Origin of the sequence: Mycolicibacterium confluentis (assembly GCF_010729895.1) — a bacterium.
Lineage (GTDB): Bacteria > Actinomycetota > Actinomycetes > Mycobacteriales > Mycobacteriaceae > Mycobacterium > Mycobacterium confluentis.
In genome coordinates this window covers 1,352,473-1,369,660 of the sequence record NZ_AP022612.1, presented here as the reverse complement: position 1 = coordinate 1,369,660, position 17,188 = coordinate 1,352,473, and the positions used below count along the sequence as shown (strand labels likewise).

General features: G+C 68.5%; 13 protein-coding genes. 3 read left to right on the top strand and 10 right to left on the bottom strand.

Annotation, left to right across the window (positions count from 1 at the left end; translation table 11 throughout):
- From G6N34_RS06505 to G6N34_RS06490, 4 genes are all read right to left on the bottom strand, one after another.
- The gene (locus tag G6N34_RS06505; RefSeq protein WP_085153021.1) at positions 1–1,551 is read right to left on the bottom strand and encodes an MFS transporter; all 1,551 of its coding nucleotides are present in this window, start codon (positions 1,549–1,551) and stop codon (positions 1–3) included.
- A 142-nt stretch (positions 1,552–1,693) separates the two neighbouring features.
- Entirely contained in the window at positions 1,694–2,170 is a 477-nt protein-coding gene (locus tag G6N34_RS06500; RefSeq protein WP_085153019.1) for a DUF5130 domain-containing protein, read from the bottom strand.
- A complete protein-coding gene (ctaJ, locus tag G6N34_RS06495) occupies positions 2,157–2,390 on the bottom strand; it encodes an aa3-type cytochrome oxidase subunit CtaJ (RefSeq protein WP_085153017.1) in 234 nt (77 codons plus the stop codon). Before ctaJ ends, G6N34_RS06500 begins: the two co-directional genes overlap by 14 nt.
- A 54-nt stretch (positions 2,391–2,444) precedes the next feature.
- The gene (locus G6N34_RS06490; RefSeq protein WP_085153015.1) at positions 2,445–3,104 is read right to left on the bottom strand and encodes an HNH endonuclease; all 660 of its coding nucleotides are present in this window, start codon (positions 3,102–3,104) and stop codon (positions 2,445–2,447) included.
- A 147-nt stretch (positions 3,105–3,251) separates the two neighbouring features.
- Between G6N34_RS06490 and G6N34_RS06485 the strand changes: the two genes are divergently transcribed.
- Both G6N34_RS06485 and G6N34_RS06480 read left to right on the top strand, forming a co-directional pair.
- The gene (locus G6N34_RS06485) at positions 3,252–4,478 is read left to right on the top strand and encodes a sensor domain-containing protein (RefSeq protein ID WP_085153013.1); all 1,227 of its coding nucleotides are present in this window, start codon (positions 3,252–3,254) and stop codon (positions 4,476–4,478) included.
- Positions 4,479–4,493: 15 nt separating this feature from the next.
- Positions 4,494–4,889, top strand: coding sequence for a globin (locus G6N34_RS06480; protein WP_085153305.1), 396 nt, complete (start codon positions 4,494–4,496; stop codon positions 4,887–4,889).
- A 105-nt stretch (positions 4,890–4,994) separates the two neighbouring features.
- On the opposite strand, the gene G6N34_RS06475 is transcribed toward G6N34_RS06480, so the two are convergent.
- The 5 genes from G6N34_RS06475 to G6N34_RS06455 all read right to left on the bottom strand — a co-directional run bounded on the left by G6N34_RS06475 (position 4,995) and on the right by G6N34_RS06455 (position 13,256).
- Positions 4,995–5,687: a DUF8010 domain-containing protein gene (locus G6N34_RS06475; protein ID WP_085153303.1), complete on the bottom strand. Its 693-nt coding sequence runs from the start codon at positions 5,685–5,687 to the stop codon at positions 4,995–4,997.
- On the bottom strand, positions 5,687–6,103 hold the full coding sequence (locus G6N34_RS06470; protein ID WP_085153011.1) for an acyl-CoA thioesterase: 417 nt from the start codon (positions 6,101–6,103) through the stop codon (positions 5,687–5,689). Before G6N34_RS06470 ends, G6N34_RS06475 begins: the two co-directional genes overlap by 1 nt.
- 17 nt (positions 6,104–6,120) lie before the next feature.
- A complete protein-coding gene (locus tag G6N34_RS06465) occupies positions 6,121–10,953 on the bottom strand; it encodes an NAD-glutamate dehydrogenase (protein ID WP_085153009.1) in 4,833 nt (1,610 codons plus the stop codon).
- Positions 10,954–11,030: 77 nt separating this feature from the next.
- On the bottom strand, positions 11,031–12,704 hold the full coding sequence (gene ettA, locus G6N34_RS06460; protein ID WP_085153007.1) for an energy-dependent translational throttle protein EttA: 1,674 nt from the start codon (positions 12,702–12,704) through the stop codon (positions 11,031–11,033).
- A 111-nt stretch (positions 12,705–12,815) separates the two neighbouring features.
- Complete coding sequence (locus G6N34_RS06455; RefSeq protein WP_085153005.1) at positions 12,816–13,256, bottom strand: single-stranded DNA-binding protein; 441 nt, start codon at positions 13,254–13,256, stop codon at positions 12,816–12,818.
- Positions 13,257–13,407: 151 nt separating this feature from the next.
- Here G6N34_RS06455 and atzF point away from each other — a divergent pair, with 151 nt between their 5' ends.
- Positions 13,408–15,033 carry an allophanate hydrolase gene (gene atzF / locus G6N34_RS06450; protein WP_085153003.1) on the top strand — a complete coding sequence of 542 codons (1,626 nt, stop codon included), beginning with the start codon at positions 13,408–13,410 and terminating at the stop codon, positions 15,031–15,033.
- 112 nt (positions 15,034–15,145) lie between these two features.
- On the opposite strand, the gene G6N34_RS06445 is transcribed toward atzF, so the two are convergent.
- Entirely contained in the window at positions 15,146–17,146 is a 2,001-nt protein-coding gene (locus tag G6N34_RS06445) for a bifunctional copper resistance protein CopD/cytochrome c oxidase assembly protein (RefSeq protein ID WP_085153001.1), read from the bottom strand.
- Positions 17,147–17,188 lie beyond the last annotated feature (42 nt).

The following is a 17,188-nucleotide window of genomic DNA, read 5'->3' as shown; positions in this document are numbered from 1 at the left end:
TCAGTCGGCTGCGTAGGACTCGAACACCGCGGATTCGCGCTGCCGACTCGGGTACCACCGCCACACCACCAGCAGCGCCACCGTGACAAGCACGATCGCGATGACGAAGGCGTAGGTCTTCCCCGTCGAGAACGCGGTCGCCGCATCGCGCAACAGGCCCTCCGCTGAGGCCGGCGGATAGCTGGCCGCCACCGACTCAGCCTTCTGATAGGAGGCAGCGATCCCCTCGGCCGCCTCCTCGCTGATCCGGGCGGCTTCCTCGTCGGGCAGGCCAGCGTACGAGCTCATCATCGCCCCTGAATACGTGAGGGTCAGCGCGCCGGCCATCAACGCCTGGATCAGCGCGCCACCGAAGTCGCGGGTCAAGTCGGTGAACGACGAACCCATCCCGGCGCGCTGCGCGGGCAGGCTGGCCATGATGGCGGTCGATGCCGCGGCCCCCGCGAACGCAGTGCCGGCTCCGAGGATCGCGTAGGGCGCCAACACCACCCACACCGACGAACCCGGATGCCACAACATCGCAATCATCACGAAGCCGATCCCGATGCATCCGATGCCGACGGTCAGGGTGAAACGTCCACCACGCTCGGTCATCCATCGGCTGGCGAACGGTGAGCCGACCAGGAAGCAGATCGCAGCCGGGATGGTGGTCGCCGCCGACTGAAAGGTGTCATACCGCAGGACATTGGCGGTGAACTGCTGACCGATGTACAGCCCGCCGATCAGCGCGCCGAAGGCGATGCTGCCCGCCAGTGCGGCGATCAGGAACGTGGGCTGCCCGGCCAGCCGGAGGTCGACGAGCGGGTGCGGCGCCGAACGCTGACGTACCAGGAACAGTGCGGTGACGACCACCGCGACGACCACCAGGGCCACCAGCATCACCGAAAATCCCTCGGTGGCCTCCTGAACCGCGAGCACCAGGGCCGCCACGGCGATGATCGACAGCAGCCCGCCGAGATGGTCGACGGGTTCGGTGTCGAGGTCTTCGTCTGCGGGGATCACGAGTCTGCCGATCACCAGCAACGCCACCGCGAAGGGCGCGGTCAGCAGGAACACCGACCCCCACCAGAACCACAGCAGCAGCGCGCCGGCCACCACGCTGCCCAGGAATGCCGTGCTGCCGCCGACACCGGACCACAGCGCAATGGCGCCGGTGCGGGCCCTGCCGCGCCACAGCACCGAGATGAGTGACAACGTGGTGGGAAACAGCAGCGCCGCGCCGACACCGCCGATGATGCGCGCCGCCACCAACACTTCCACCGACGGCGCCCAGGCCGCGATCAGTGCCGCCGGAATCGACACGGCAGCGCCCCACATCAGCAGGGATTTTCGACCGTAGCGGTCGCCCACGGCGCCGAGATAGAGCACGGTCGCCGCGAGCGCCATGGTGAACGCGTCGGCGATCAGATTCTGTTGACTCTGGCTGGCATCCAACGCCTTGGCGATGTCGGGCAGTGCGACGTTGGCGATCGACATGTTGATGTTGGCCACGCCGGCTGCGACGAGCAGCGTGCCCAGAATCCACGGTGCGTGCTGCGGCCGGTCTTGCATCGGCGTCAATATACGCAGGGGTGCGACGAGCGCGCAGTCTGCGAATCCGGGCGGCGTGTCGACGCTCGATGAACAAGAAAGGGGCGCGCATTCCTGCGCGCCCCTTTAGCTGGTGCGGACCGGGCGGCCCGCGCCCGTTGACCTACGGGCGAGAGATCCCGGCGGACAGCACGCGCACGGCGCTGACCAGTCCGTCGATCAGGTTGCCCTCCTTGAAGGCGGAGGCGGCGGCGGCCACCCCGAGCGGAGCGGCCGACTCGGCCCCACGGCCCTGCACGCCGGCGCCGTAGACCACCTCGATGGCTCGCTGGTTGGGCGACACCGCGATCAGCACCGCATCATTGGGGGTGGGGACTCGGCCGAGGATTCTGCGGGCCTCGGCGGCCGGGTCTGCGCCCAGGTCACCGATGTAGACCGCAAAACGGGCCTTGGACTCCCGCGAACCCCACTTCAGGGCCTCGTCGAGAGCAACTCGGTCCTTGATCGAGAACGGGTAGGTCTCCGACGGCTCGCCGGGTTCGACGACGCCCGACAGGCGACCGCTGGACGTCACCGCCCAGCCGCGAGGCAGCGACTCAGGGTCGACGGTCACCAGCGTGGAGTGATCACCACTTGCCACTTGCGCCACCTCCCACAGTCAGCTCGTCGGCGCCGTGGCCGTGTGCGTCGCCAATCTTCTCGTCGGTGGCGGCCCACAGGATCGGGCCGTAGGTCCACTCGTCGGGAAGGTTGTACGAGGCGGGATGCGGCCCCTTGCGCGGCAGTGTCAGAAGGGCCAGGATCGCCGCCAAGAGCAGCGGGACCCCGCCCAACAGGGAATGGGTAAGCGCGGTACTCACGCGCCTAACCTATCGCAGCCGGGCCCGGCTCTCGAGAACAAGGCGCGTTTCGCCTCAGGCGGCGCCTTCACCGAGGTAGCGCACCCACGCCGGATCGAGCTCCTTGACCGTTGACAACAGCCGCCAGTGCTGCCCCTTCGGGGGCATGGGGGCCCGTCGCAGCGCCCACCCGAGTTCGGACAACAGCCGGTCGGCCTTGCGGTGGTTACACGTCGAGCAGCACGCCACGCAGTTCTCCCAGGTGTGCTCGCCACCACGACTGCGCGGCACGACATGGTCGACGGTGTCGGCTTTGCTGCCGCAGTAGGCGCACCTGAACCTGTCCCGGTGCATCAACGCCGCCCTGGTCATCGGAACCCGGGCCCGGTACGGCACCCGCACGTAGCTGCGCAGCCGGATCACCGACGGCACCGCGACCGTGCGCATCGCCGAGTGGATGATGGGCCCATTCGGGTCGTCGTGCACGACGTCGGCCTTGCCGCAGAGCAGCATGACGATGGCCCGGCGCATGGGCAACGCCGTCAGCGGTTCGTAGGTCGAGTTCAGCAGCAGGACGCGGCGCCTTCCCCATACGGAGCTGGGGTCATGGGCGACGGTCGGAGGCTCTCCGACGGTCTCCACACTGTGCAGCGGCGCGCCAATCCCCTGCCCGACCGGGCCGGCGGATGAGCGGTGGCCCACCCGTTTCGCCAGGTTGCGTTTGCGCTGCGCCATTGGTCCTCCGCCGACAGTCCACCACGGATTCGCCGCATGCGCACGGCAATTCCGATCATGTTCGCAGGTCAATCCAGTGAACTTTCAGTGTCCTCGGACCACCGGGGCAGAGTGTGATCCTGGACACGAGTCCGCTTGAATAGGTCTATGACCTACGGCGAATACCCACCCGGCGGGCCTCAACAACCCGAAACGCCCCCGCCTGGTTATCCGTACGCTCCCGCGCCGGTCGACCCCTACGCGCAGCCGTACCCAGGTGCACAGCAGCAGCCGTATCCGGGCGCGTATCCGCCGCCTGCCGGTGGCTACCCGCCGTCGGGGGCCTACCCGCCCCTCGGCGCCTATCCGCCTCCTGGTGCGTACCCGCCTGGCGCCTACCCGTCGTCGGGCGCCTACCCGCCGCCTTCGGGCGCTTACCCGCCACCATCCGGTGCCTACCCGCCGCCATCCGGTGCCTACCCGCCGCCCCAGCCTGGCTCCCCCCTGCCCTATCCCCCGGAGCAGACCAACACCCTGGCCACGCTCTCGATCGTGTTCGCGTTCGTGTTCGCACCCGTCGGGGCGCTGTTGGGACACCTGGCGCTGGGGCAGATCAAGCAGAGCCATGAACGCGGCCGCGAGCGCGCGCTGATCGGGATGACGCTGTCGTATGCGGTCATCGTCTTCGCGGTGCTCGCGCTCGTGGCGACCCTGACGGTCGCGGACCGGTCGGGCGACGGCACGACGACGGTCGCCGGCGATGAACCCTCGCTGACGATGCCTGCCCCCGCAGCGCCGCCCGGAACCACCGCACCGAAGCAGTCCCGCGTCGACATCTCCAACGTGCTGCTGAGCCTCGACGAGGTCAGAACCATCATGAAGACCCCCGGCCTGTCCCCGTCGTCGTCGAGCGGGTCAGGTTCGGGTTCCGGTTCCGACAAGGACGTCACCGCCGAACCCGAGGAATGCCTCAGTGCGGTCGCCGCGGGCATCGACACTGTGTACGAGGGCAAGGGTGGTCGCGACTACAAGCGGGCCAGCTTCAGCGACAACAGCGTCGTCACCATCGTTGATCAGGTCGCGGTCGGCTTCGACGACGCCGCCGCGGCCAGGAAGTTCGTGGCCGACAGCCGCACCCAGTGGCAGCAGTGCGCGGGCAGGTCATTCACGCTGACGTCGCCGAGCGGCACCATCACCTGGGACATCGGCACTCCGACCGGCGGGCCCGAACGCGTCGCGGTGCGGAGCACCATCACCGCCGGTCCCGGTGTGCCGCAGTACCGGGTTCTGGCAGTCAAGGGCAGCGTCGTGGTCGACATCGCCGTCGTCTCGCCGACCGCGACCACCGAACCCGACGTGATCACCGACCGGATCCTGGCGCGGATTCCGTCCTGAGACACAATGGTGGAGATGGAACAGCCACAGCAGACCTTCTACGACGCCGTCGGGGGCCACGAAACGTTCGCCAAGATCGTCTCGCGGTTCTACGAGTTGGTGCGCGACGACGAGATCCTGCGGCCGCTGTACCCCGAGGATGACCTCGACGGGGCCGAGGAGCGCCTGCGCATGTTCCTCGAGCAGTACTGGGGCGGCCCGAGGACCTATTCCGAACTGCGTGGACACCCGCGACTGCGCATGCGCCACAACCCATTCCGCATCGGATTCCTCGAGCGCGACGCGTGGCTGCGCTGCATGCACACCGCGGTCGCCGAGATCGACACACAGACTCTCGACGACGCGCACCGGCGCGCGCTGCTCGACTACCTCGAGATGGCCGCGCAGTCGATGGTGAACGCCCCCTTCTGACCTGACCCGCCGCTGGCGCCGAGACTTCAACCATTGCGAGCCCGCACGGCGTGTCTTCGCGGCGGTTTAAGTGTCGCGCTCGTCAAGGCGCCGCGGCGCAGGTGTCTAGCGCAGCACCACCGCAGGATCGCCCCGTCGCCGGTACACCGACCCGAACCGGGCGTCGATGCGAAGCCACGCGGGCAGGATCCGCACGCGCACGATCTCGTCGGCAGGCACGGCCTCGGCGCGCTGCGGCAGGAAACCCATCGCCGTCAGCGCGAAGACGCAGCGCATCGGGACACCCACACTCAGATCACCACCCGGTGCACTGACGACAAGCACCTCCTGATCGAGCAGGGAGGCCGGCGGGCCGTGCGCACTGCCGTGTTCACGCGCGAGTTCGGCGCCCCGCGCGGCGAGATCGAGCATCACGCGCGCGGGAACGTCGTCGATGTGCACAAAACCTTTGTCCGGCGGCAGCACCCCGCGCCACGCCGAGTCCATCGGGAACCCCGGCTCGACGCGTTCGGTGGCGGCGACAAGCCCACGAGCCAGCGCGTCCGCACCGGCCGACAGGTCAGCCGGATTCACCCGACCGTGCACCACCCTACTGGCCAGCACATCGAAACCCGTTGCCACCCAAGCGACCACGCGGTCCGCTCCACGAGCACGCAGCCGCACCACCGCGGCCTCGTCCAAGCGCAGCGCCCGGTCGGTGAACGTCGCCAAATCGGCGCGATCGGCCGGACCCGCCGGCCAGAGACCGAATTCGGACTCCCCGCTGTCGCTTCGGCCGTTTCCCCGGTGGGGGGATATCACCGCAACCACCGCTCCAGGTATGCGCGATGGTCCGGCGACAGCCGCACCAGCTTCTGCTCCTCGATGTCGAACGCCGCCAACTGCGTCTCGGCGATCACCGCGGGCCGCGAGTCCGGCTCGGCGCTGACCGACCGCACCTCGTAGCCCAGCGTGAAGTCCACGGCGCGCAGCCTCTTCACCCAGATGGTGACCTGCAGGGGCGTGTCCACCAGACGCAGCTGGCCCTTGTAGGACACCTTCACCTCAGCGATCAACAACCCGGTGGTGGTGATCGTCGGCCCGAAGGCCTCCGACAGGAACGGGACTCGTGCCTCTTCGAGGATGGTCACCATCGTGGCGTGGTTGATGTGCTGATACATGTCGATGTCCGACCAGCGCACCGGAACCGGTGTGACGTAGTGCTCCCCAGGCATTTACCTGTTGCTCCCGTTCAACTCGTTCTCGTCATGTTGCGGATCTGGCGCGCCGCCACCGACAGCGTCGCCAGGTCGTGCGCGCCGTCGGCATTGATCTCGCCGAGCGTCCGCCGCGCCCGCGCCAACCTCGAGGAGTTGGTCTGCTGCCACTCCTCGATCTTCTCCTCGCCGCTCTCCTCGGGCTCGCCGACCGCGAGCACGTCAAGGGTGAGCATGCGCAACGAACTGTAGAGGTCGTCCCGGATGGCCAGACGAGCCAGGGCGTGCCACCGGTCATCGCGGGGCAGCCCCGACACCGCGGTCAGCAGACCGTCGGTGCCGAGATGGTCCATGAGCGCGAAGTAGGCGTCAGCCACCTCGACGACGTCCCTGTCCACGATGTCGGCGACGTCGATCACGTCGAGCAGGCTGTACTGGTAGAGACCTGTGCTCACCATGAAGGCCAGATCCTTCGGGGCGCCGTGGGCCGCGAACTCGTCGGCCTCCTTAGTGACGATCGCCAGATCGTCCCCGCGCAGCCACTCGCGCATTCTCGGCGTCAGTGCGGCGACCTTGGCCGCGAACCGGTTGATCTCGGCGCCGACGGCCAGCGGCTGGGGGCGGTAGTTCAGCAGCCAGCGGCCAGCACGATCGATGAGCCTGCGCAGGTCCAGCGTCATCCGGTCCGAAATGTGCACGGGAATGTCGTTTTCCAGCGATGCGGACCGAATCTGCCGCCACACGTCGCCGATGCCGAAGATCGCATCGGTGGCCGCATACGTCCGCACGGCGTCGACGTAGCCGACCCCGACGTCCTCGGTGATGCGGTAGGCGTAGGTGATTCCGGCCGTGTCGACCATGTCGTTGACGAGCATGGTCGTGATGATCTCGCTACTCAGCTGATGGTTGCGGACCTCGGCGGTGAAGCGGTCTCGCAACTGCCGGGGGAAGTAGTTCGGCAGCCGGGACGCGAACACCTCCTGGTCGGGCAGTTCGCTGGCCAGCAACTCGTCCTTGAGCGCGAGCTTGACGTGGGCCATCAGCGTCGCCAGTTCCGGTGAGGTCAAACCGATCCCGGCGTCGATGCGCCGCCTGATCTCCTTGTCGGCGGGCAGGGCCTCGAGGTCGCGGTTGAGGCCGCGGGTGTGCTCGAGTTCCTTGATCTGGCGGGCGTGCACGTTGAGCAGGGCCGCGGCGTTGGCACGACTGGTGCCCATCAGGTCGTTCTGCTCCGCGTTGTTCTCGAGCACCAGTGCGCCGACCTCGTCGGTCATCGACTCCAGCAGCGCCGACCGTTCGCCTGCGTCGACCTTGCCCAGTGTGACAAGCGAATCCACGAGGATCTTGATGTTGACCTCATGGTCGGAGCAGTCCACACCGGCAGAGTTGTCCAGGGCGTCGGTGTTGATCCGGCCACCGGCGAGGTCGAACTCGACACGACCACGGGACGTGACGCCGAGGTTGCCGCCCTCCCCGATCACCTTGGCGCGCACCTGATTTCCGTTGACGCGCACCAAGTCGTTGGCGCGGTCACCGACGTCGGCATCGGATTCGGTCTCGGCCTTGACGTACGTGCCGATGCCGCCGTTCCAGAGCAGGTCCACCGGCGCCATCAGGATCGCCTTGACCAGTGCGGGCGGGGTCAGTTCGGTGACCTCGGCACTGATGCCCAGCGCCCTGCGCATCTCGGCGCTGATCGGAATGGACTTCTGCTCGCGGCTGAAAACCCCACCGCCGGCGGAGATCAACGACTTGTCGTAGTCGTCCCACGTGGACCGCGGCAGATCGAACAGGCGCCGGCGCTCCTGCCAGGACGACGCGGCATCCGGGGTGGGGTCGACGAAGATGTGCAGGTGGTTGAACGCCGCGATCAGCCGAATGTGCTCGGACAGCAGCATTCCGTTGCCGAAGACGTCACCGCTCATGTCCCCGACGCCGACGACGGTGAAGTCCTGCGACTGCGTGTCCATCCCCATCTCGCGGAAGTGTCGCTTGACGCTCTCCCACGCACCCCTGGCGGTGATGCCCATGGCCTTGTGGTCGTAGCCGACCGATCCGCCGGACGCGAACGCGTCGCCCAGCCAGAATCCGTAGGACTTGGCGACGTCGTTGGCGATGTCGGAGAATGTCGCGGTGCCCTTGTCGGCCGCAACCACCAGGTAGGCGTCCTCGCCGTCGCGGCGGACGACCTGTGGCGGCGGCACGACCGCGCGGGTCGCGGTCTCGACGTTGTCGGTCACGTCGAGCAGTCCCGCGATGAACAGGCGGTAGCACGCGACACCCTCGTTGCGGGTGGCTTCGCGGTCTGCCGCGGGGTCACCGATGGGCGCAGGCGGATGCTTCACGACGAAGCCACCCTTGGCGCCGACCGGCACGATGACGGCGTTCTTGACCGCCTGCGCCTTGACCAGGCCGAGGATCTCGGTGCGGAAATCCTCGCGTCGATCCGACCAGCGCAGTCCACCGCGCGCCACCGCGCCGAAGCGCAGATGCACGCCCTCGACCCGGGGTGAGTAGACGAAGATCTCGAATCGGGGCCTGGGCAACGGCAGTTCGTCGATCAGACCGGGATTGAGTTTGGTCGCGAGCACCCCTTTACTTCGTGCCGACTCCGGCCTTGTCACAAAGTAATTGGTGCGCAGTGTGGCCTGGATCAGGGAGGCGAATGCGCGCAGCACCCGGTCGGTGTCCAGGCTCACCAGGGCGTCGATGTCGGCGGCCACGGCCGCGGCGGCCGCCTGCGCCGCTGACTTCGTCGCGTCGGACTGCTCAGGGTCGAACAGCGCCTCGTAGAGTTCGACCAGCGACCGCGCGGTCTTCGCGTTGTCGTTGATGACGGTCTCGATGTGCGACTGGCCGTACGGAAAACCGGCCTGCTTCAGGTATTTCGCGTAGGCGCGGATGATCACGACCTGCTGCCACGTCAGCCCCGCCCGCAGCACCAGTTCGTTGAACCGGTCGATCTCCACGCGACCCTGCCAGATGGCGGTCACGGAGTCGGCGAACCGCTCGGCCACCCCGTCGATCTCATCGGGTCCGGGGGCCGGGATCTCGGGGCGCGGTGAGATGCGGAACTGGTAGAGCCACACCTGAAGACCGTCGGGCCGTGTGACCGTGAAGGGCCGTTCCTCCAGCACCACCACACCCATGCACTGCAGCATCGGCAGCAGTTCCGACAGCGACGCCGACCGACCGCCCAGATACCAGTTGAGTTGGTGGTGCCGGGTCTCGAAGTCCGCTGTCAGGACCAACTTGACGGCGTCGGCGCTCAGGCTTTCGATGACCGCGATGTCGGCCAGCGCATCCGCGGGAGCGACGACCTGACGGTAGGACTCGGGCAGCGCCGCGGCGTAGTGCTCCGCGGTGGCCCGCTCGTTCGGATCGGCGAGCACCGCACCGAGCAGGCGATCGCCCCAGGTGCGGGCGGCCTCGGTGAGCAGCGCCTGGATCCGCGTCTCGTTCTCCAGGGAGACGTCGATGCCCTCCGGTTGCGTGCGGTCAGGCAGCTTGACCGTGAAATGCACCAGCGCCCAAGGTGATTCACTGACTCGAGCGGCGTACTCAATGCCCACCCCGCCAAACTCGCGGACCAGGATGTCCTGCATCTCCAGGCGCACGTCCGTGGTGTAGCGGTCGCGCGGCAGGTAGACCAGACAGGACACGAAGTGGCCGAGTCGGTCGGCCCGCGCGAACAGCAGCGTGCGGCGCCGGGAACCCATTTCGATCACGACCATCGCCATGTCGTGCAGTTCCTGGGCCGACAACGCGAACAACTCCGAGCGCGGCACGGTCTGGATGACGTCCAGCAGCAGCTGCCCGGGTTGGCTGGGGTCCTTGGCCGCCATTGCCAGGGCGTCCTGCACGCGACGCGAAATCAGCGGAATCTCCATGACATTGGCGTTGATCGCGGTCACCGTGAACAACCCGACGAAGCGGTGCTCGATCACCGTGCCCGCTGCGCCGCGTTCACGCACGGCGACGATGTACGGGTACGCGCCGTACCGCAGGTAGCTGGGGATCGTCGCCTGGGCCAACACCAACAGATCGTCGTCACCGGTGAGCCGCGGCAGTTCGTCGTCCCGCAACTTCAGCACGCCCAGTCGGCTGGCCTCGTCCACGGCGACGTGCCCGTCGCGCACCTCGCAGCGCTGGTGGCCCAACAGCACGAAATGACCGTCGGCCAGCCACCGCAGCCACCCGGCCACGTCGCGACGGTCGGCGCCGGGGAAACGGTCGCCGGTGTCGCCGTCGAGCGCATCGGCGAGTTCCTGCAGTCGTTGGGACATGGGTACGGAGTCCCGGGTCACCTGGCGGGCGTCGGCCAGCACGTCGGGGATGAGGCGTTGGGCCTTGTCCAGCGCGCGCCGATCCACCGTCGGCGACAGCGCCACCTGGACCCAGGTCTCGACGAGCCGGTCCGTCTCATCCGCGGTGGCCGGTTCGATGTCGAGAAGCTCACCGTCACCGTCGCGGCGCACCTCGAACGAAGGATTCATGATCGCCACGTAGGCCACCCCGAGGCGGTGCAGCAGCACCGTCACCGAGTCCATCAGCATCTCGGACTGGTCGGTGACCACCAGCAGCGCCGAACCCTGCGCCGCGTCGCCGACGACGGCCACCGCGGTCTCGCCGTCCCGGCGTCGCTGTCCCAGGCTGACGTGCGCCGCCAGCAGCGCATCCGAGACCGCGGCGGCGCCGTCCGCTCCCCCGGTACCGATGTCGGTCTCGGGCGCGTCGCCGTGTGGGCCGCGGTAGGTGCCGAGGAACGCCTGCCGGAGTCGGTCGACCGCCGTCGAGGGGAGTCTGTCCGGGACCGGTGGACGAGCGTGGGACGTCTCGGCCGTCTCGGCCCCGGGATTCACCGTCATGCGGTCACTCCTGACTACAGCGCTGTAGGTGCCTCGTCGGAGTCGCCTGCTGCGGCCACCGACGCGCAGCCGTCACACTAGTCGCGAGTGAGCTTCCGGTGGGTCACCCTATGAGGACGCGCCGCTTCCGCACCGAGACGCTCGATCTTGTTCTCCTCGTAGGCACCGAAGTTGCCCTCGAACCAGAACCACTTGGCCTCGTTGTCGTCGTCGCCCTCCCACGCCAGGATGTGCGTGCAGGTGCGATCGAGGAACCAGCGGTCGTGGCTGATCACCACGGCGCAGCCGGGGAACTCCTCCAGCGCGTTCTCGAGGGAGCTCAGCGTTTCGACGTCGAGGTCGTTGGTGGGCTCGTCGAGCAGGATCAGGTTGCCGCCCTGCTTGAGCGTGAGCGCGAGGTTCAACCGGTTGCGCTCACCGCCGGAGAGCACGCCGGCCGGCTTCTGCTGATCGGGGCCCTTGAAGCCGAACGCCGAGACGTAGGCGCGCGACGGGATCTCGTTCTGCCCGACCTCGATGTAGTCCAGGCCGTCGGAGACGACCTCCCACACGTTCTTCTTCGGATCGATGCCCGCGCGGTTCTGGTCGACGTAGCTCAGCTTGACGGTCTCCCCGACCCTGACCACGCCGCTGTCGGGCTGCTCGAGGCCGACGATGGTCTTGAACAGCGTGGTCTTGCCGACGCCGTTGGGGCCGATGACGCCGACGATGCCGTTGCGCGGCAGCGTGAAGGACAGGTCCTTGATCAGCTGCCGGCCGCCGAAGCCCTTGTCGAGGTGTTCGACCTCGACGACCAGGTTGCCCAGACGCGGCCCGACCGGGATCTGGATCTCCTCGAAGTCGAGCTTCCTCGTCTTCTCCGCCTCGGCCGCCATCTCCTCGTAGCGCTGCAGTCGGGCCTTGCTCTTGGCCTGGCGGGCCTTGGCGCCCGAACGGACCCAGGCCAGCTCGTCCTTGAGCCGCTTCTGCAGCTTCTGGTCCTTCTTGCCCTGCACCTCGAGGCGCTCGGCCTTCTTCTCCAGGTAGGTGGAGTAGTTGCCCTCGTACGGGTAGGCGCGGCCGCGGTCGAGTTCGAGGATCCACTCGGCGACGTTGTCCAGGAAGTACCGGTCGTGGGTCACCGCCAGGATCGCGCCCGGGTAGCTCGCCAGATGCTGCTCGAGCCACAGCACGCTCTCGGCGTCGAGGTGGTTGGTGGGCTCGTCGAGCAGCAGCAGGTCCGGCTTGGACAGCAGCAGCTTGCACAGCGCGACGCGGCGGCGCTCACCACCGGAGAGGTGCGTGACGGGATCGTCGGGCGGCGGGCAGCGCAGTGCGTCCATGGCCTGCTCGAGCTGGGAGTCGATGTCCCACGCGTCAGCCGCGTCGAGCTCCTCCTGGAGCTTGCCCATCTCCTCCATCAGCTCGTCGGTGTAGTCGGTGGCCATCAGCTCGGCCACTTCGTTGTACCGGTTGAGTTTGGCCTTGATGGGCACGCCGTCTTCGACGTTCTCCCGGACCGTCTTGGTCTCGTCAAGCTTCGGCTCCTGTTGCAGGATGCCGACGCTGGCGCCGGTGGCCAGGAACGCGTCGCCGTTGTTGGGCCTGTCCAGGCCCGCCATGATTCGCAGGACGCTCGACTTGCCCGCCCCGTTGGGGCCGACCACGCCGATCTTGGCTCCGGGAAGGAAGTTCAACGTGACGTCGTCGAGGATGACTTTGTCGCCGTGCGCCTTGCGGACCTTTTTCATCGTGTAGATGAACTCAGCCATGCCGCAGTGTCGCCTTTCTGGTCGGCAGGAATACTCGCGACCATCCTAGGCGGGTCAGCCGGCGCCGCCGAACGTGACGGGTGCGGCGGACCCGTCACGTCCCGGTCGGTGTCAGGCCGCGGTGTCGTGTTCCTGCTCGTCCTCCCGCTCGTCCGACGCGTCTGCGGCATCCAGGATGGGGCCCGGACCGGGCCGCTCCTCGACCCGCTTGAGTTCCACGAGGTACCTGGACAGGTCCGGGCCGACGCTGGTCGCGCGCATCTCCAGCGACGACCGGCGGTTGCCCTCCTTGTCGTCGTATTCGGCGGTGTGGACCGACCCGACGCAGATCACCGCGTCACCCTTGGCCAGGCTGCCGGCGACGCCGGTGGCCAGCTTGCCCCAGCAGTTGACCGCCAGATACAGCGAGTTCCCGGGCTCCCAGGTGCCGTCGGCGGTGCGTCGACGCGCATTGCTGGCCAGCCGGAACTTGACGACGTCCTGATCGCCAACGTGACGCCGGGTCGGGTCAGTGACGATGCGGCCGATCACGGTGATGGGTGTTTCGAACATTGCGGGGTCCTTTCGTTGTGCGGTTGCTGACCCCAGTCCGCCCGACGGGTCCGACATCCGAAGGCGCCTCGGGACGACCGCCACGGCGGACTGTGGATGAAGTCGCAACTGTGGAGTCGCGCGAATACCTGTCAAGCGCTAGTTTTGCGACATGTCCGTATGGATCAGCCGCAGACCCCAGGCCGACGTCGAGGCGGATCTCGCCGCAAGCCGTGCCGCGGGTGGCCCGCTGGCCGGCCTGCGACTGGCTGTCAAGGACAACGTCGACGCCGCAGGCCTGAAGACCACGGCCGCCTGCCCGGAGTTCGCGTACTCCCCCGAACGCGACGCCGCAGTGGTCGCCGCCCTGCGCGCAGCGGGTGCAGTCGTGGTCGGCAAGACCAACCTCGACCAGTTCGCCACCGGACTGGTGGGCACCCGCTCACCCCACGGCGCGGTGCCCGACAGCCGACGGCCGGAGTTCATCAGCGGTGGTTCGAGTTCGGGTTCGGCGGTCGCCGTGGCCACCGGCGAGGTCGACATCGCGATCGGCACCGACACCGCCGGGTCGGGCCGGGTGCCCGCCGCGCTGCAGGGCATCGTCGGAATCAAGCCCACCGTCGGCGTCATCAGCACCGACGGCGTCGTCCCGGCGTGCGAATCCTATGACTGTGTCACCATTTTCGCGTCGAACCTGGACGTGGCCGACCGGGCCATGGCGGCCATGGCCAGTGGCGCGGCGGGCCGAACATGGCCAAGCGACGCGAGACTGGCCGCGCCCCCACAACCCGTCGTCGCGATCCCCGACGAACTGCCCGAGCTGGACGCGACCTGGCATGCGGCGTTCGACACCACGGTGGCCCGCCTGAAAGCCGCGGGCGCGCAGATCATCACCGTGCCCATCGCCCCGTTCCTGGCCGCCGCCAAACTGCTCTACGACGGTGCACTGGTCAGCGAACGCTACGCCGCCACAGGCGAATTCATCGACGGCCAGCCCGATGCCGCGGTGGACCCCGTGGTCAAGGGCATCATCGCCGCGGCCCGTGAGCACCCGGCGCACCGCCTGGTCAGCGACCGTCGCGAGGTGGCCCGCCTGCGTGACGAGGCCATGACCCACCTGGCCGGCGCCGACGCGCTGCTGGTCCCCACCGCGCCGATGCATCCACGTCTGGCCGACGTCGCCGCGGACCCGGTGGGGGTCAATTCGCGGATGGGCACCTACACCAACTTCTGCAATCTGTTCGACCTGTGCGGCGTCGCGGTGCCGGCGGGGATGGCCGCCGCCGCACAGTTCGGCGTCACGGTCCTGGCTCGGGCCTTCGAGGACGCGGTGGCCCTGGACATCGCCGCGCTGATCACCGGCGACGAGTCACGGCAGCAGGCCTGGCCGCTGGCCGTGGCCCCGAACACCGAACTCGTGGTGTTCGGCGCGCATCTGCTGGGCGGCCCGCTGACGCATCAACTGACCGACCTGGGCGCCCGGTGGGCCGGTGAGGTCGTCACCGCGCCGCGCTACCGCATGACGGCGATGGACACCGTGCCGCCCAAACCGGCGATCGGCCGAGTGCCCGACGATGCCGACGGCACCGCGCTCACGGGTCAGCGCTGGTTGCTCTCCCCTGCGGCCCTGGGCCGGTTCCTGGCTCAGCTGCCCGCACCCATGCAGTTGGGCAAGGTGGAGTTGGCCGACGGCACGTGGGTCACCGGGTTCGGATGCGACGGCGCCGCGGCCGACGCGGGCCGCGACATCAGCGCGTACGGCAGTTGGCCCGCGGCGATCGCGGCCGGGCAGGTCTGAGCCGACGAGCGGCCGCTCAGTCCTCGCCGAGCGTGCACTCTCTCCTCGGTGAGCGTCCGCCTTGGTACGCGAAACGCGGCGTGTCTCTGTACAAACACGGCCCGTCGCGGAGCTACGGGTTCCGGTCGTGCTGGGACAGCTTGGCCAGCATCGCGTTGTAGGCCGCGAGGTCCGCGTCGTCGTCGCGGTCGGCGGCACGGTCGAGGCGCTTGGCGGTCCTGCGGTCGCTGCGGGTCCACTGGATCAGCAGCGCGATCATCACGACGACCAGCGGCACCTCACCGGCCGACCACGCAATGCCGCCGCCCAGCTTCTGGTCTTCCAGCAGGTCTTTGGGCCACGGCAGCAGCAGCGAGCGGTAGAACCCCTCGGCCAGCACGGTGTTCATGCCCATCAGCACCACGCCGAAGAACGCGTGCAGCGGCAGCGACGCGAACACCATGCCCAGCTTGCCCAGCGGCGGGATGGGCCGCGGCGTCGGATCGATCCCGATCACGACCCAATAGAAGAGGTACCCCGACAGCAGGAAGTGGATGTTCATCGCGACGTGGCCGGCGTGACTTCCGGCCGCGGCGTCGAAGATGCCGCCGAAGTACAGGCCGTAGAAACCCGCGACGAACATGATCGTCGCCACGATCGGGTTCGTGAAGAACTTCGACCACCGGCTGTGCAGCGCCGCCAGCAGCCACTCCCGCAGGCCCGGTGGACCGTCGCGGCCAGCCGTCGGCAGCGCCCGCAGGGCCAGCGTCACCGGCGCGCCGAGCACCAGCAGGATCGGCACCAGCATCGACAGCAGCATGTGGGCGGCCATGTGCATGCTGAACATCGCCGGCATGTAGCGGCCCAGCCCCGACGAGGTGGCCACCAGCAGCGTCGCGCAGCCCAGCAACCAGGCCAGCACACGCCCCGGGGGCCACGCGTCGCCGCGCTTGCGCAGGCGGCGGACTCCGGCCAGATACACCACCGCGAAGACCAGTGCGGCCGTGCCGAACAGCAGGTCGAAGCGCCAGTCGAACAGCAGGCGCGCCACGGTCGGTGGGCCGGAGAAGTCGTAGCCGAGCTCGACTTCGGGGACGGTCGGGTTGAGGTTGATCGGTGGTGGCGGCGGGGTGCGTCCCAACGCGACTGCGACCCCGAACGTCAGCCCGAAGAGAACCGCCTCGGTCACGGCCAGCCGGATCAGCGGACCGCGGGACGACGGCTGCGCCTGCAGGGCTGCGACGCCGGAGCGCCGCTGTTGCCACCCCAGCACGCCCAACGCTCCCAGGGCGACGATCTTGGCCAGGATCAACGCGCCGTACCCCGTGCTCAGCAGGTCGGCCGGACGCATCCGCAGCAGCGCGTTGATCAGCCCCGAGGCCGCGACCGCCACAAAGCACCACAGCGCCACCGACGAGAACCGGCGCGCTGCGAGGGCACCGTGTTCACCGCCGCGCAGTGCGTGCGCGAGCAGCGCCAGCAGGCCGCCGGCCCACACCGTCGTCGCCACGAGGTGGATCAGCAGGCTGTTGGTGCCGAGGTCATGTGCCCCGCCGGCCGACGAGTGGCCGGTCAGGCCCAACGGCAGCATGGTCACCAGCGCGCCGGCGAACAGCGCCGGAGTCCACGACCAGCGCAGGACGGGGATGCTGCACAGCGTCAACAGCGCGGCCAGGACGGCGGTCCAGCGCCACGCACTCGCGGTGTCGACGAAACCCGCGGCTGACCACAACTCGATAACGCTGAGGTGTTCCCGCAGCGGCTGACCCGACACGTCGGACACCGTCAGCGGGACCAGCAGCGCCGCGCACACCGCCCACAACCCCATCGCGACGGTCCCGGTGCGCAGGGCCCGGTAGCCCGCGGCGTCGAGTACACCGTTCTGCTGGGGCGGTACGAAGAAGGCCGCGAACAGGAAGCTTCCAATCGCACACGCCGCGGCGATCTCTCCCGCAGCCCGGACGAACGGCAGGCCGACCGTCGTGACCGGTCCTGGGTCTGGCAGTCCACTCGCGGTGAGCGCGTCGGCCAACGCCAGCGCCGCCAGGGCCGCGGCCGTCAATCCGGCCAGCAGGCCCACGCCGAGCAGCAGCGGCCACACCGAGATCGAACGGGTGCGGACGGATGCGGTCATCGTTCCAGCGTATGACCACCGCCGTGGTGATCCACGTCGCCT